The sequence below is a fragment of the Streptomyces sp. SYP-A7185 genome (assembly GCF_046103685.1).
Classification (GTDB): Bacteria; Actinomycetota; Actinomycetes; order Streptomycetales; family Streptomycetaceae; genus Streptomyces.
Window position 1 is genome coordinate 1,966,185 of the sequence record NZ_CP122310.1, and the last position, 14,189, is coordinate 1,980,373.

At 72.3% G+C, this 14,189-nt stretch carries 14 protein-coding genes and 2 pseudogenes; 6 read left to right on the forward strand and 10 right to left on the reverse strand.

Annotation, left to right across the window (positions count from 1 at the left end):
- Window positions 1-11: 11 nt before the first annotated feature.
- The 3 genes from fabG to QBL25_RS08485 all read right to left on the reverse strand — a co-directional run bounded on the left by fabG (window position 12) and on the right by QBL25_RS08485 (window position 2,104).
- The gene (fabG, locus tag QBL25_RS08475) at window positions 12-773 is read right to left on the reverse strand and encodes a 3-oxoacyl-ACP reductase FabG (protein WP_409056407.1); all 762 of its coding nucleotides are present in this window, start codon (window positions 771-773) and stop codon (window positions 12-14) included.
- A 135-nt stretch (window positions 774-908) separates the two neighbouring features.
- Window positions 909-1,316, reverse strand: a complete 408-nt coding sequence (locus QBL25_RS08480; RefSeq protein WP_409056408.1) for a DUF3037 domain-containing protein — start codon at window positions 1,314-1,316, stop codon at window positions 909-911.
- Window positions 1,313-2,104, reverse strand: coding sequence for a HipA family kinase (locus QBL25_RS08485; RefSeq protein ID WP_409056409.1), 792 nt, complete (start codon window positions 2,102-2,104; stop codon window positions 1,313-1,315). Before QBL25_RS08485 ends, QBL25_RS08480 begins: the two co-directional genes overlap by 4 nt.
- Before the next feature lie 106 nt (window positions 2,105-2,210).
- Between QBL25_RS08485 and QBL25_RS08490 the strand changes: the two genes are divergently transcribed.
- The gene (locus tag QBL25_RS08490) at window positions 2,211-2,669 is read left to right on the forward strand and encodes a Rieske (2Fe-2S) protein (protein ID WP_409056410.1); all 459 of its coding nucleotides are present in this window, start codon (window positions 2,211-2,213) and stop codon (window positions 2,667-2,669) included.
- Here the strand turns inward: QBL25_RS08490 and QBL25_RS08495 are convergent.
- Complete coding sequence (locus QBL25_RS08495) at window positions 2,656-3,297, reverse strand: cysteine hydrolase (RefSeq protein ID WP_409062583.1); 642 nt, start codon at window positions 3,295-3,297, stop codon at window positions 2,656-2,658. The two genes, QBL25_RS08490 and QBL25_RS08495, sit on opposite strands and share 14 nt — an antisense overlap.
- A 216-nt stretch (window positions 3,298-3,513) precedes the next feature.
- Here QBL25_RS08495 and QBL25_RS08500 point away from each other — a divergent pair, with 216 nt between their 5' ends.
- Window positions 3,514-3,993 (forward strand): pyridoxamine 5'-phosphate oxidase family protein, encoded by a 480-nt coding sequence (locus QBL25_RS08500; protein WP_409056411.1) that lies wholly within the window; start codon window positions 3,514-3,516, stop codon window positions 3,991-3,993.
- Window positions 3,994-4,314: 321 nt separating this feature from the next.
- Window positions 4,315-5,564, forward strand: a pseudogene (locus QBL25_RS08505) (IS701 family transposase).
- Between the two features lie 177 nt (window positions 5,565-5,741).
- Here the strand turns inward: QBL25_RS08505 and QBL25_RS08510 are convergent.
- The gene (locus QBL25_RS08510; RefSeq protein WP_409056412.1) at window positions 5,742-6,644 is read right to left on the reverse strand and encodes a LysR family transcriptional regulator; all 903 of its coding nucleotides are present in this window, start codon (window positions 6,642-6,644) and stop codon (window positions 5,742-5,744) included.
- A 216-nt stretch (window positions 6,645-6,860) separates the two neighbouring features.
- Here QBL25_RS08510 and QBL25_RS08515 point away from each other — a divergent pair.
- Window positions 6,861-7,776, forward strand: a pseudogene (locus QBL25_RS08515) (DMT family transporter); the annotation flags it as partial.
- A gap of 20 nt (window positions 7,777-7,796) precedes the next feature.
- On the opposite strand, the gene QBL25_RS08520 reads toward QBL25_RS08515, so the two are convergent.
- Window positions 7,797-9,128: an aminotransferase class I/II-fold pyridoxal phosphate-dependent enzyme gene (locus tag QBL25_RS08520; RefSeq protein WP_409056413.1), complete on the reverse strand. Its 1,332-nt coding sequence runs from the start codon at window positions 9,126-9,128 to the stop codon at window positions 7,797-7,799.
- Window positions 9,129-9,163: 35 nt separating this feature from the next.
- Here QBL25_RS08520 and QBL25_RS08525 point away from each other — a divergent pair, with 35 nt between their 5' ends.
- Complete coding sequence (locus QBL25_RS08525) at window positions 9,164-9,904, forward strand: pyridoxamine 5'-phosphate oxidase family protein (protein WP_409056414.1); 741 nt, start codon at window positions 9,164-9,166, stop codon at window positions 9,902-9,904.
- 50 nt (window positions 9,905-9,954) lie between these two features.
- On the opposite strand, the gene QBL25_RS08530 is transcribed toward QBL25_RS08525, so the two are convergent.
- The 3 genes from QBL25_RS08530 to QBL25_RS08540 all read right to left on the reverse strand — a co-directional run bounded on the left by QBL25_RS08530 (window position 9,955) and on the right by QBL25_RS08540 (window position 12,712).
- On the reverse strand, window positions 9,955-10,920 hold the full coding sequence (locus QBL25_RS08530) for a DMT family transporter (RefSeq protein ID WP_409062584.1): 966 nt from the start codon (window positions 10,918-10,920) through the stop codon (window positions 9,955-9,957).
- 168 nt (window positions 10,921-11,088) lie between these two features.
- Window positions 11,089-12,105 carry an EamA family transporter gene (locus QBL25_RS08535; protein ID WP_409056415.1) on the reverse strand — a complete coding sequence of 339 codons (1,017 nt, stop codon included), beginning with the start codon at window positions 12,103-12,105 and terminating at the stop codon, window positions 11,089-11,091.
- Window positions 12,106-12,157: 52 nt separating this feature from the next.
- Entirely contained in the window at window positions 12,158-12,712 is a 555-nt protein-coding gene (locus QBL25_RS08540) for a Clp protease N-terminal domain-containing protein (protein ID WP_409056416.1), read from the reverse strand.
- 196 nt (window positions 12,713-12,908) lie between these two features.
- Between QBL25_RS08540 and QBL25_RS08545 the strand changes: the two genes are divergently transcribed.
- Window positions 12,909-13,097, forward strand: coding sequence for a hypothetical protein (locus QBL25_RS08545; protein WP_409056417.1), 189 nt, complete (start codon window positions 12,909-12,911; stop codon window positions 13,095-13,097).
- A 75-nt stretch (window positions 13,098-13,172) separates the two neighbouring features.
- Here QBL25_RS08545 and QBL25_RS08550 read toward each other — a convergent pair whose 3' ends face one another.
- The gene (locus QBL25_RS08550; RefSeq protein WP_409056418.1) at window positions 13,173-14,051 is read right to left on the reverse strand and encodes a putative protein N(5)-glutamine methyltransferase; all 879 of its coding nucleotides are present in this window, start codon (window positions 14,049-14,051) and stop codon (window positions 13,173-13,175) included.
- Between the last annotated feature and the right edge of the window lie 138 nt (window positions 14,052-14,189).

Here is a 14,189-nt window from a genome sequence, read left to right on the forward strand (position 1 = left end):
CCGGAACAGACCTAGTTGAGCGGGCCGCCGGCCACGTACATGACCTGGCCCGAGACGAAGCCCGCGGCGTCGCCGGTGAAGAAGGCGATGGCGTTGGCGATGTCCTCGGGACGGCCGACGCGCTGCACCGGGATCTGCGTGGCGGCAGCCGCCTGGAAGTCCTCGAAGCCCATGCCGACACGGTCGGCGGTGGCCTTGGTCATCTCGGTGACGATGAAGCCCGGGGCCACGGAGTTGGCGGTGACGCCGAACTTGCCGAGCTCCTTGGCGAGGGTCTTGGTGAAGCCCTGGAGACCCGCCTTGGCCGCGGCGTAGTTCACCTGGCCGCGGTTGCCGAGCGCGGAGGACGAGGAGAGGTTCACGATCCGGCCGAACTTGGCGTCCACCATGTGCTTCTGGATGGCGCGGGACATCAGGAACGCACCGCGCAGGTGGACGTTCATGACCGTGTCCCAGTCGCTCGCGCTCATCTTGAAGAGGAGGTTGTCGCGCAGGACGCCGGCGTTGTTCACGAGGATCGTGGGCGCGCCGAGCTCGTCGGCGATCCGGGCGATGGCCGCCTCGACCTGAGCCTCGTCGGACACGTCGCAGCCGACGGCGATCGCCTTGCCACCGGCAGCGGTGATCTGCGTGACGGTGTCCTTGCAGGCGGCCTCGTCGAGGTCGATCACGGCGACGGCGCGGCCTTCGGCGGCCAGGCGTACGGCGGTCGCCGCGCCGATGCCTCGCGCTGCTCCGGTCACGACCGCGACGCGCTGCTCAGTGGTGGACATGCTGGTTCTCCTCGCCCTTGGGATGCGGCTCTACGGTACGCCCCGATGGTGAGCGACCGCTTAGTACCTTCAGCTGAACGAGACGCTAGAAGCCCTGGCACCCGGTGTCAACGGCACACCGGGGCCTGTGATTCTTTACCTCACCAGGAGGTCGAGGAGTCGGTCCACCTCCGCGGCCGGATCCGCCGTGAGGCCCGTGTGCACCGGCCCCGGCTGTACGACGGTGGAGCGGGGCGCGATCAGCCACCGGAAGCGCCGCCCGGCGTCGTCCCGCTCGGCCTGGCCGGCCCCCTCGCCCCCGGTGCAGATCCGCTCGACGGCGCCGAGCGCGGCCTCGATGCCCCCGAGGTCGGCCTGAGGGTCCAGGGCCCGCAGCTTCGCCTCGTCGAGATGCGTGCGGGCGGCCACGAAGGACTTGGCCCGGCAGTAGACCACCACGCCCGCGTTGAACTGCTCGCCGCGCTCCACGCGCGGGACGACACGCACCAGGGCGTACTCGAAGACGTCCCGCTCGACGCGACGCTCCGTCGGCTGCTCGGTCACTGGATGGCGCCCTTCCGCTGCGGCTCGGGCAGCTGGATGCGTTCGTGGATGGTCTTGGCGCGCGGCAGCAGCGCGGTCACATAGGCGCGGCGCACGGCGTCGGGGTCGTCGAAGCCCGGCTCGTCCACCAGCCACGCGTCGGGCACGTCGGCCGCGGCGGCGGCCAGCAGTTCCTCGGTGACGAGCGGGGCGAGCGCGGCGGCGGCAGCGGCGACGTCGGGCCCGAAGGGGGCCAGGGCGTGGTCGGACGCGTCGTACGGCTTGGCGGCGGCGGTCTCGGCCGTACGCCAGTTGTGGTGCCAGATCATGCTCGCGCCGTGGTCGATGAGCCACAGCTCGCCGCGCCAGAGCAGCATGTTCGGGTTGCGCCAGGAGCGGTCGACGTTGTTGACGAGCGCGTCGAACCACACCACACGGCCCGCCTCGACCGGGTCGACGGCGTACGCGAGCGAGTCGAAGCCAAGGGCCCCGGAGAGGTACTCCATGCCGAGGTTCGGGCCGCCGCTGGACTTCAGCAGTTCCTGTACCTGCTGGTCGGGTTCGCCGAGGCCGAGCACCGGGTCGAGGTCGATCGCCGTCAGGCCCGGCACCCGGAAGCCCAGACCGCGCGCCAGCTGCCCGCAGATCACCTCGGCGACGAGCGTCTTGCGGCCCTGGCCGGCCCCGGTGAACTTCATGACGTACGGCGCGTACGTTCCCCGGCCGTCGGCGGCCTCGACCAGGCCGGGGAGCGATCCGCCCTCCCGCAGGGGCGTGATGTAGCGGACCGCGGTGACTTCGGTGAGCATTGCCCCAGGTTAATGCCGGTCCCAGCGGGTCCCGGTCCCCACAGGGCGCGCGCAAGAAGTGCTTGAGCCTTTGAACACATCGGCCCGCGGCCCCGTACCACCGGGCATGACCCTTTCCAAGGAATCCTTCCCCCCGCCCACCCGCCGTTCCGTCGTCGCCGCGGCGGGCGTCGTCAGCCTGGCCGCCGCGCTCTCCGCCTGCGGTGACGGCGGGGACGACGGTGACTCCGCCCCGGCCGCGGAGCAGACGCCCGACGAGGCCGGCGGAGGCGCCGCCGGGGCCGCGCTCGCCAAGACGTCGGAGATTCCGGTGGGCGGCGGCAAGATCTTCAAGAAGGAGGGGGTGGTGGTGACCCAGCCGACGAAGGGCGAGTTCAAGGCCTTCTCCAACCGCTGCACCCATAAACAGTGCCCGGTGACGAGCGTGGAGGGCGGCACGATCAACTGCCCCTGCCACGGCAGCAAGTTCTCCATCACCGACGGGAGCGTGAAGGCCTCCCCCGCACCGGCGCCGCTGCCCTCCGCCGAGATCAGCGTGGACGGGGACTCGATCACACTGGCCTAGGGCGCTTCCAGCAGCCGAGGATCTCCTCGGTGGTGGTGATGGTGGCCACCAGGGAGAGGGTGTTGCGGATCATCGCGGGTGTGTAGTCGGAGGGGACTCCCGCGATGGCATCCGAAGGCACCACGGCGGTGTAGCCGAGGTTCACGGCGTCGAAGACGGCGTTCGGTATCGCCACGTTCGCCGACACCCCGGTCACCAGCAGAGTGCGGCAGCCCAGGTTGCGCAGCAGCGGGTCGACGTCGGTGCCCGCGAGGGGCGAGAGGCCGTGCAGCCGCCGCACGACGAAGTCCTCCTCGGCGACCTCGACGGGCGGCGCGATCCGTACGGCCTTGGTCCCGGAGAGCTGCTGCACGGGCAGCCGCCCCGCGGCCCGGAAGAGACGGGCGTTGTGGTTGGCGCCGCGCCCGTCGGGCCGCCGCTCGGCGACGGCGTGCAGGACCTGGACCCCGGCCAGGTGGGCGGCGGAGACGAGCCGCGCGACGTTGACGAGGCACCCCGACGAGCGTGCCACGTCGGCGAGTTCGGGCAGCGCGCTCTCCGTCCCCACCACGCCCTGCTGGCACTCGACGGTCATCAGCACGGTGGTGGCGGGGTCGAGGAGTTCCTTGAGCTGTTCGTACGACGGCATCGCTCCCCCTGTGCGGGTCATCCGGGTCATCCGGGTCTGGCGCGCATACGGGTGGTCCGGGTCGGGACGACCGGCGGCCGGATGCGCGGAGGTTAGCCGCCATTGCGCCACGGCGGAAGAGACCGCATGCTTTCCAGGCACGCCATTCTGACGGGCAGTCAGTTAGCTGGTCGGTTCGGTCGTGCGCCGACCTTATCCACTGTCGCGGGAGGACCGATGGCCGTCACACAGCGCCGGGGCCGCAAGATCATGATGTCACCGGACGAGATCGACACCTACCTCGGCACGGAACGCACCTGCCGGGTCGCGACCGTGTCCGGCGACGGCGCCCCGCACGTCAGCGCGCTCTGGTTCGCCTGGGACGGCACGTCCTTGTGGCTGTTCTCGATCACCCGCAGCAAGCGCTGGGCCGACCTGCGGGGCGACCGGCGCATCGCCGTCGTCATCGACTCGGGCGTGGAGTACGGGGAGCTGCGGGGCGTGGAGCTGACCGGAACGGCGGACTTCGTCGCCGAGGCGCCGCGGCTCGGCGAGCCCTGCCCGGAACTCGACGCCCCCGAGCGGCTGTTCGCGCAGAAGTACTTCGGGATGGACACGATGCCGTACGACGGGAAGCACGCCTGGATCCGGCTGACCCCCGACGCGATCACGTCCTGGGACTTCCGGAAGCTGGCGGATCTGCCGGCGCGGCCCTGAGGTGACTGCCCTGACTGCCCGACCCCGGGCACGCCGATGGTGCCCGACCCCGGGCACGCCCACCGTGCCGCCCCCGGGCATGCCCGCCGTGTTCGACCCCGGGCACGCCCACCCCTGGGCAAGTCCACCCCCGAGCCCTGGCGCAACCCACCCCGAGCCCTAGTACTCCAGCCGGACTTCGCTGTCTGACCTGTGGCGTTGGCCGGGCGGCTGGAGTGTAGCGGGCCGGACCATGGTCAGGGACGGTCTCACGGGGGCCGCCCCTCGAACGTGCGACCCCGCCGCCGGTAATGGCAGCGTCGGGGGCACGGTCTTCTTGTGATGACCGAGCGTGCTGCCGCGCAGTGGGGCCGGGAACTCGACGACCTTCTGATCACCGTCGGCCGTCGTTTCGGCCGGGTGGAGCTGCGGCGCCGGATGCGTGACTACGTCCGCGGGCTGCTCGCCCCGGTCGCCCGGAAGAACAGCTGGCAGCTGGCCGAGCAGGCCGGCCATGCCACCCCCGACGGTCTGCAGCACCTGCTGGCCGGCGCGAAGTGGCAGCCCGACGACGTCCGCGATGACCTGCAGCAATATGTCGCCGACCAGCTCGGCGAGGACGACGGTGTCCTCGTCATCGACGACACCGGCTTCATCAAAAAGGGCACCACCTCTGCCGGGGTGCAGCGTCAGTACTCCGGCACCGCCGGCCGCACCGAGAATTGCCAGATCGGTGTGTTCGCCGCCTACGCCTCCCGCCGCGGACGGGTGCTGGTGGACCGGGAGTTGTACCTCCCCAAGTCCTGGACCGAGGACCAGGAACGCTGCCACGCGGCCAAGATCCCCGATGGCCGGGGGTTCGCCACGAAGGGGCAACTGGCGGCGCACATAGTACTGAGGGCCCTGGCCTCATCCCTGCCCATCACCTGGGTCACTGCGGATTCCGCTTACGGGCAGGAAGACCGCTTCCGCCGGCTGCTGGAACAGTCCGGCGTCGGCTACGTGCTGGCCGTGCCCAAGTCCCAGTTCGCCGTCGGCTGCCCGCGCATCGACCACCTGTTCGCGCAGGCCCCGGCCGAGGCATGGCAGAAGCTCTCCTGCGGCGAAGGGGCGAAGGGACCGCGCATCTACCACTGGGCCGCCGTGCGGCTGCCGGCCGTCGAAGAGTTCGACTACCAGGGCGACGTCCCGTTCCGGATGCGGTGGCGCTGGCCCGCCGCAGCCTGTCCCGCCCGGATGACATCGCCTACTACCTCGCCTACAGCCCCCTGCAGGTCACCGTCCAGGAACTGGTGCGGATCGCCGGGGCGCGGTGGGCCATCGAGGAGTGTTTCCAGGCGGCGAAGAACGAATGCGGGCTGGACCAGTACGAAGTCCGCCGTTACGTGGGCTGGTACCGGCACATCACGCTGGCCATGCTCGCCCACGCCTTCCTGGCCGTCACCGCCCACCGGGCAAGCGAAAAGGGGGCGCCACCGGTGAAAGCGCCGGGGCCATCGCGCTCACAGTGGCGGAGGTTCGGCGACTCCTGGCAGCTTGTTGTCCCCGGCCCCCGCACCTGCGCGGACAGCGAGGCAGACACCACGCGATGAACTGGTCCAACTGGCGCCGACGGCGCCAGGCAGTCGCCCGACGCTGCCATTACCGGCGGCGGGGTCGCACGTTCGAGGGGCGGCCCCCGTGAGACCGTCCCTGACCATGGTCCGGCCCGCTACACTCCAGCCGCCCGGCCAACGCCACAGGTCAGACAGCGAAGTCCTGCTGGAGTACTAGCGCAACCCGGCCCCGGTCACCTGGAGCGCCTCCACCGCCGCCCTGATCGACGGGCGGCGGTCCGCGTCCGCGCGCCACACCACGTACACATGACGGCGCACCAGATTGCGCACCGGCACCGCCCTGACCCCGGCGGGCATCGGGTCGCGCCCCAACTGGGGTGCCACGCACACGCCGAGGCCGGCGGCCACCAGAGCGAGCTGGGTGTGATGCTCCTCCGCGCGGTGCGCGATCCGCGGTTCGATGCCCTTGGCGCGCAGCGTGAACATGAGCCACTCGTGGCAGAACTCCCCCTCCGCCCAGGTGATCCACTCGTCGTCCGCGAACTCCTCCAGGTCGACCTCGGCACGGTCGGCGAGAGGGTGCGCGGCGGGCATGGCGACATCGGCGGGGTCGTCCAGGAGGGATGCCTTGACCAGGCCGTCCGGCATCGGCAGCGGCTTGTTGTACCAGTCGAGGACCACCGCCATGTCGATGTCCCCGCGCACCACGGCGGCCACGCCGGGCTGCGGCTCCATCTCCTGGGAGCGGACGCGCAGGCCGGGATGCCCGGCACGCAGCGCGGTGAGCGTGGCGGGCAGCAGTCCGCGCATCGCCGTGGGGAACGCGGAGATCCGCAGTTCGCCGACGGCCTTGCCGCGCTGTTCCTCCAGGTCGGACTGGGCGAGCTCCACCTGCGAGAGGATGCGCGCGGCGTGCTCGGCGAGCAGCCGGCCGGCGTCGGTGAGGCGCACGCCCCGGCCGTTCTTGGCCAGGAGCTGCTGGCCCACCTCGCGCTCCAGCTTGGTCATCTGCTGGGAGACGGCCGACGTCGTGACGTGCAGCCCGGCCGCGGCGCCGCTGACCGAGCCGTGCCGGGCCAGTGCGTCGAGCGTACGCAGGCGCTCCAGGTTCAACATGTAAGTGATGCTACGCGATACCAGGCAGTTTATTTCGCTTGTTCTACGAGGTCGGCTGCCGCAGGGTGACATGCATGAGCGTCACCACCCCGCCCGGTCCCACCACCCCGCCGGGTTCCACCACCCCGCCCGCTTCCGCGGCCCCGCCCGGTCCCAGCGCCCCTACCGGTCTCACCGCCTCCGTCTCTCCCCCCGGCCCTCAGCACCCCCGCCGAACCCCGGCGCCGCCGCCCCCTCGGCTGGCAGTTGCGCTTCGGCGTCCTCTCGCTGATCTGGGGCTTCAGCTTTCTGCTGATCAAGGTCGGCACGGAGGCGTACGCACCCTTCCAGGTCACCCCGGGGGCGGCTGGTGTTCGGCACCGCGGTCGTCGCGGTGGTCCTGGTGGCGAAGCGCCGGCGGCTCCCGCGCGGGGCACGGACCTGGGGGCACCTCGCCGTCTCCGCGCTGCTCCTCAACGCCCTGCCGTTCTCGCTCTTCGCGTACGCGGAGCAGACGATCCCGTCCACGCTCGCGGGCATCTGCAACGCGACCTCGCCCCTGTGGGGCATGGCGCTCTCCATGGTCGCGCTCTCCGAGGACCGCCCGACGCGGCGCCGGGTCGCGGGGCTCGGCATCGGCTTCCTCGGCGTACTCACGGTGCTCGGCGCCTGGCAGGGCTTCAGCGGCCTCGACCTCAGGGGCACGTCGATGGCGCTGCTCGCCTCGCTGAGCTACCCGGTCGGCTGGATCTACGTGCGCCGTACGCTGGCAGGATCCGGCCACTCGAACCTCTCGCTGACCGGCGCGCAGCTGCTGGTCGCGACCGTCGAGCTGGCCGTGGTGACCCCGCTGTTCACGTCCTTTCCCGCCCACTTCCCGGTGGTGCCGCTCCTCGCCGTCGTGGCACTGGGTGCCGTCGGCACCGGGCTCGCCTTCCTGATCCAGTACGGCCTGGTGGCCGAGGTCGGTCCGACGACGGCCCAGATGGTCACGTACTTCGTCCCGGTCATCGCCACGGCGGCGGGCGTCGCCGTCCTCGGCGAGTCCCTGAGCTGGTCGACGCCGGTCGGCGCGGTGGTCATCCTGGCCGGCGCGGCCCTGACCCAGTCCAGGCCGCGCGCCCGGGCGCGGAACCGAGCCGGCCGCCCCTGACGCCACGCGGGCGCCGGCCCTCACTCATAGCGCCGGGCCGGCGCGGGGCCGGTGGCGGAGGCGACGGCGTCCGCCACCGCTTCGATGTCCTCGTCCCCGAGCGTCGACACCGTGATCCGCACCCCGGGGCGCGCGTTCATCCGGAAGCGCGCCCCGGGAGCGACGGCCCATCCGGCGTGCAGCAGCCTGGCGACCGCACCGGTCTCGTCCGGCACGGGGACCCACACGTTCATGCCGCTGCGCCCGTGCGCCGGGACACCCCGCAGGGCGAGCGCGGCGATCAGGGCGTCCCGCCGCTTCCCGTACGACGCGGCCACCTGACCCGTGTCCACCGCCCCGTCCGTCCACAGCCGTACGACGGCTCGCTGCGACACGTGACTCACCCAGCCGGGGCCCAGGCGCTGGCGCCCCTGGACCCGGTCGACGGTGACGGCGTCCCCCGTGAGCAGGGCGAGCCGCAGATCGGGCCCGTACGCCTTGGCCGTGGAGCGGATGAAGGCCCAGCTGCGGGTCACGCCGGCCAGCGGGTGCAGGGGCAGATCGACGATGGCGTGCCCGTGGTCGTCCTCGACGAGCAGCACGTCCTGGTGCGCGGAGAGGACGTGTCGCAGCGCACGCGCGCGGGGAGCGCTGATCGCGGCGCCCGTCGGGTTCTGGGCGCGGTCGGTGACGACGAGCGCCCGCACACCGCCCCGCAGCGCCTGCTCCACGTCGGCCGGGAGCGGGCCGTCGTCGTCCACGCCGACCGGGACCGTGCGCAGTCCGAGCACCGGCATCAGGTCGAGCAGGCTGCCCCAGCCGGGATCCTCCACCGCCACCGCGTCACCGGGCTTGAGGTGCGCCGCGAGGACGCGCTCGATGGCGTCGAGGGATCCGGAGGTGACGGCGACGGGACCGTCCGGGACGCCGTCCGCGTCGAGGGCCACGCGCGCGTGGCGGGTCAGTTCGCGGTCCACCGCCTCTTCCCCGTACAGCACGGGGTGCCGGTCGCCCTCCGCGGCCGCCGCCGCGAACGCCCCGGCCAGGGGCGGGAGCAGCGCCGTGTCGGGATTGCCGTTCGACACGTCACGCACGCCGTCCGGCACGTCCACGCGGATCAGCTCGCGCACGGTGGTCGCGGGCTTGGGGCGTACGCGGCTGCCGCGCCGCCCCGCCGTCTCGATGACGCCGCGTTCGCGCAGGGTGCGGTAGGCGGCGGCCACCGTATTGGGATTCACTCCGAGTTCCTGGGCCAACTCGCGCATCGGCGGGAGCAGTTGACCCGGCTCCAGGTCACCGCCGCCCACCGCGCGCTCCACGCTGGCAGCGATCTCAGCTGCACGCCGGCCTTCGATCCGATACTCTCCTAGCACAAACAAGATTATGCACTAGTGTAATGGAGAAGGCAATGAGCGTCGCATCCGGGTCCGGCATCGACACCGGGGCCGAGACCGCCACCGGCACGGTCACCAGTACGGCCACCGGCACCGCCTCGTACGCGCCGACCGATCTCACCGTCCCCACCCGCGGCCGGGACCGCGCCGCGTACGACCAGGAATTGGTGCACGCGATACTCGACGAGGCCTACGTCTGCCACCTCGGTTTCGTGCGTGACGGCTCCCCGGTCGTCCTGCCGACGCTGTACGGCCGGGTGGGCGAGCGCCTCTACGTGCACGGTTCCACGGGCTCCCGGCCGCTGCGGATGGCGGGCGCCGCCCCGCAGGAGGACCCGGGGCTCGCGGTCTGCCTGACCGTCACCCACGTCGACGGCCTCGTCCTCGCCAGGTCGGCCTTCCACCACTCGATCAACTACCGCTCCGTGGTGATCCACGGCACGGCGCACCAGGTCACGGATCCCGAGGAGAAGCGCACCGCCCTCGACGCGCTCGTCGACCACGTCGTGCCGGGCCGCTCCGCCGACTCCCGTCCCGCGAACGCGAAGGAGCTGGCGGCGACCGCCGTGCTCAGCCTCGACCTCGCCGCGGTCTCCGCCAAGGTCCGCACCGGCGGCCCGAACGACGACCCCGAGGACCTCGACCTCCCCCACTGGGCAGGCGTGGTCCCCCTGCGCAAGGGCCACGACCCTCTGATCCCGTCCGCCGACCTGGCCCCGGGGATCGACGCCCCCGACTACCTGATCGAGCTCTGACGAGAGCCCGGCGCGGGGCGCGGCCACCACGGCCGCGCCCCGCGAGGGCCTCACACCAGCGCTGCTTCACGACGTGCCGCGGCCACGCCCCGGGTCTCCGCGACAGCGAGCCCGGTCACCGCGGCCAGCATCAGGAGCGTGCCGAGAACCGTCGGCACGGTCAGTTCCTCACCGAGCAGCACGACCGCGATGACCGCGGCACTCAGCGGTTCGAGCAGCGTGATCACCGAGACGGTCGCGGACCGGATGACGGCGGCACCCGCGAAGTACAGGGCGTAGGCGACCGCCGTCGGGATCACCACGATGTACAGCAGGTACAGGCCCGTCAGCCCCGGCTGCGCCGCGTGCGGCACGAGCCCCTCCACCGCGGCCAGCGGCAGCAGGCAGACCGACACCACCGCGAACGACCAGACCGTGGTGTCGGAAGAGTCGGTGCCGCCGTCCCGCCCCCACCACCGCGTGAGCAGCGTCATGGTGGCGTACGCGGCGGCCGACAGCAGCCCCCACCCGACGCCCGCCGGACGCACGCTCGCGCCGCCACCGCCGAGGACGAGCACCGCGAGCCCGGCCAGCGCCCCGGCCACCGCGACGACACCGCCGCGCCCCAGCCGCTCCCCCATGCCGAACCGCGCCCCGAGCGCGATGAGCACGGGCCCCGCTCCCATGGTGACCACCGTGCCGACCGCGAGTCCGGTCGACTCGACGGCGGCGAAGTAGGCGGTCTGGAACACCGCGAGCGCCACACCGGTCGCCACGATCCGCGGCAGCCGCTGCCGGAGCGGCGCGCTCGCGGCGCCGGCCATCGCCCCGGACCGCCGGCGTGCCCGCAGCGCACGGACGGCGAAAAGCAGCACGAAGCCGCCCGCGCAGCGCCAGAAGGACAGGCTGACCGGGCCCATGTCACTGGCTTCGAAGACCAGCGCGGCCGCGGCACCGGCGGTGCCCCAGGCCGTACCGGCGACGATCAGATAGAAGAGGCCGCGTCCGACGGACAGGCCGGAGGCAGCAGTCGACACATTCGACACGTGAGTTCTCCGCAGAAAGGAAGAGGAAGGTCCCTGGCTCCGTCTGCGGGCAGCGTCATTCGTTCCATCCGGCCACCGGCCGGATGTGCTTCCAGAAGCGCCCGCGCCTAAGCGGCGGGGGGCGGAAGAACGAGCGCGCGTGAATGCATGATCAACACCCTAGACGGCGGTACGGGTCGACGACAACTGCTCTTCCGGCTCCGGCAGCCCGCCCGCGGTCGGCCCCTGAGGCGGCTTCACGGGCGTGGCCGACTGGGCGATGAACGCCCCGGCGAGGACCACCGCACCCCCGATGATCTGCGGCGCCGACAGGTGCTCGCCCAGCATGACCCAGGCGAGCACGGTGGCGATGACCGCTTCGAGACAGGCGACGACGCCCGCCACCTGCGGAGAGAGCCGACGCACCGAGAGCACCCCGGTCACGTACGCCACGACGGTCGCGATGAGCACGATCCAGCCGATCAGCACCCACGCGGGCACCGCCGTGCCGTTCATGTCCGCGCTCCCGGCGAGCACCGTCCAGTCCATGCCCCAGGGCCGCGCCACGACGGTCAGCACCACGGCACCGATGAGCAGTCCGTACGCGATGACGCCGAGCGGATCGGGAGCGTCGTCGCCCGCGTCGCTGCCCTGGTCGGACAGGACGAAGTAGCCGACCTGGCAGCACGCGGCGCCCAGCGCGAGCAGCAGGCCCACGGCGTCGAAGCTCAGCCCGGCCCACACCTCGACGACACAGGCGAGCCCGCCGACCGCGAGGACCACGCCCACCGCGGCCGCGCGCGTCACGGGCCGCCGCTGCACGAAGCGCACCCAGCCGAGGACGAGCGCCGGCGCGAGATATTCGACCAGGAGCGCGACGCCCACGGGGATGCGGGAGATCGCCGCGAAGTAGCAGGCCTGGACACCGGCCACGGCGAGCAGGCCGAAGCCGAGGAGCAGCGCGGGCCTGCGCAGCAGCAGTCCGCGGTGGCGCCAGGCGACCGGCAGCATCACCAGGGCGGCGCCCGCCACCCGCAGCCACACCACGTGGAGCGGGTCGAGGCCCGCCTCGATGAGCGGCTTGGCCGCGACGCCCGAGCCGCCGAAAGCGACCGCCGACCCCAGGGCAAGCCCCAGTCCGACGCCTCTCCCCCGGCTCAGCCGCGAGCCTGCCTGTTTCCCCGAAGACGCTTGCACGGGCACATCATGGCAGGACGTGTCATGAGCGTCATCCCCGATAGACCCTGTCTCAATCGGCGGACGTCTCGGCGTACGGATAGGCCTCGATCCGCCCGAGGATCACCCGCGCCTCGGCCCCGGCCCGCGCCAGCACCGCGACCGCGCGGTTGTCCGGATCGGCGAGCAGTCCCGCCAGGAGGTCGAGGCCCCGCGCGTGCGGTGCGCCGCGGCGGTCGGCCCGCTCGACGGCCGTCTCCATGGCGGCGCTCGCGGACGGCGACCAGCCGGTCTCCTTCGCGGATGCGGCCGAACCCGTCGCGCCCACCATCGGCACCGCCCCGGAGTCCTCGACCGTCCCCTGCCACTGGAGGCCGTACCCGATGCTGCGCTGGACGAGATAGCCGAGGAGCCGCACCACTTGGGCCCCTTCGAAGACCGCCCGCACATCGGGGTCGGTCTCCAGCAGGGAGTGCAGCAGATGCGCGGTGTCGATCTGCCGGTCCCCGTCCCGGACCGCGCGCCGGCGCGCGCCGGCCACCACCGACGCCAGCGCGGCACTCAGTCGGGAGTCGGTCTCTGTTCGGGTCGGGCCGGGCTCGGCGCCCGGCGGGGTACGGCTTTGCACACCTCCCACCCCATCAGTCCCCGGACACGGCGTCATCGGCGGCGGGAAGCATCTTCGCGTCCGACACAGGTTGGGTACGCATGAGCGGCTTCTCCTCCTTACGGATGAGATCTGGCTGTTCTTCCCCGAGGGGCGCGCGCCGCCTTGATTCACGCCGGAACGCAACCACGGCGCACCCGCCACTCGTCTCCCAGGCATGGAGTGCAGGTCCTGGATGGTCGCGCTGCCGGCAATAGACGGCAGGCAGTACGTGTACCGGGTGTACGCGCCCGAAAACGCGCTGCCCGCCGACCTCTTCTGGGAAGCCTGGCACTGCCACGACGAGGGCCCGTTCCCCAGGGCGTGCGACCTCTTCGACGCGGCGGAGATACGCGCGGTCGGCTGATCCCCCCACCGTCCACGGCCTTTGGGCTCGGCCTCTGGTCCGGCCTTTGCTCCGGCCTTCGGTTCGGCCTCCGGCCTACGCGCGACGCGTCCCGATGACCACCGTCGCGTACATCTCCTCGTCGCTCACCGAGCGCGGCACGAGACCGCCGGCGGCGACCGCCTCCAGCGCGTACGGCACCTGCCGCTCGCTCGTCTCGAACAGCAGCCGGCCGCCCGGAGCCAGCCAGCGCGCCGCGTCCGCGGTCACCCGCCGCAGGACGTCGAGACCATCCGCCCCGCCGTCGAGCGCCACCCGCGCCTCGTGGTCACGGGCTTCCGCCGGCAGCAGCCCGACCTCTTCGGTGGGTACGTAGGGGACGTTCGCCAGCAGGACGTCGACGCGGCCCAGGAGCGCATCCGGCAGCGGATCGTAGAGATCACCCTCGTACACCCGTCCCCCGACACCGGCGAGGTTGCCCCGCGCGCACCGCACGGCGACCGGGTCGATGTCGGCGGCGTGCAGCTCGATGCGGCCGACGGCGGCACCCAGAGCGGCCCCCAGCGCACCCGAGCCGCAGCACAGATCGACGACGACCGCTCCGGGCCCGGCCAGGGCGGCGGCCTGCCGCACCAGGAACTCGGTGCGCCGCCGGGGCACGAAGACCCCCACGTCCACCGCGATGCGCAGCCCACGGAACTCCGCCCAGCCCAGCACGTGTTCCAGCGGCTGGCCGAGGACGCGCCGCCGCACCATGGCGTCGAGTTCGGCGGCGTCACGCGCGGCGCCGACGAGCAACCGGGCCTCGTCCTCGGCGAAGACACACCCGGCGGCGCGCAGCCGGGTGACCACGGCGGAAGGCGTGAGCGACGGTATGGGCGCCGCCCCGGACGACGAAGGTGACGGAGATGTCCCCGGTGACCCTGGTGATGGGGGTGACGCCGATGACGCGGGTGAAGAAGGTGAGACCGACATGCGAAGAGAAACCTTTCGGGACGCCTGTGGGGCTCCCTCGGTCACCTATGCCGGGTGAACCGCGCGGTCGCGAAGGGGGAGCACCCGACCTGCTGCTGCGGTAATGGGTCTCACCTCCTGGGTCCGACTTCCCGCGTC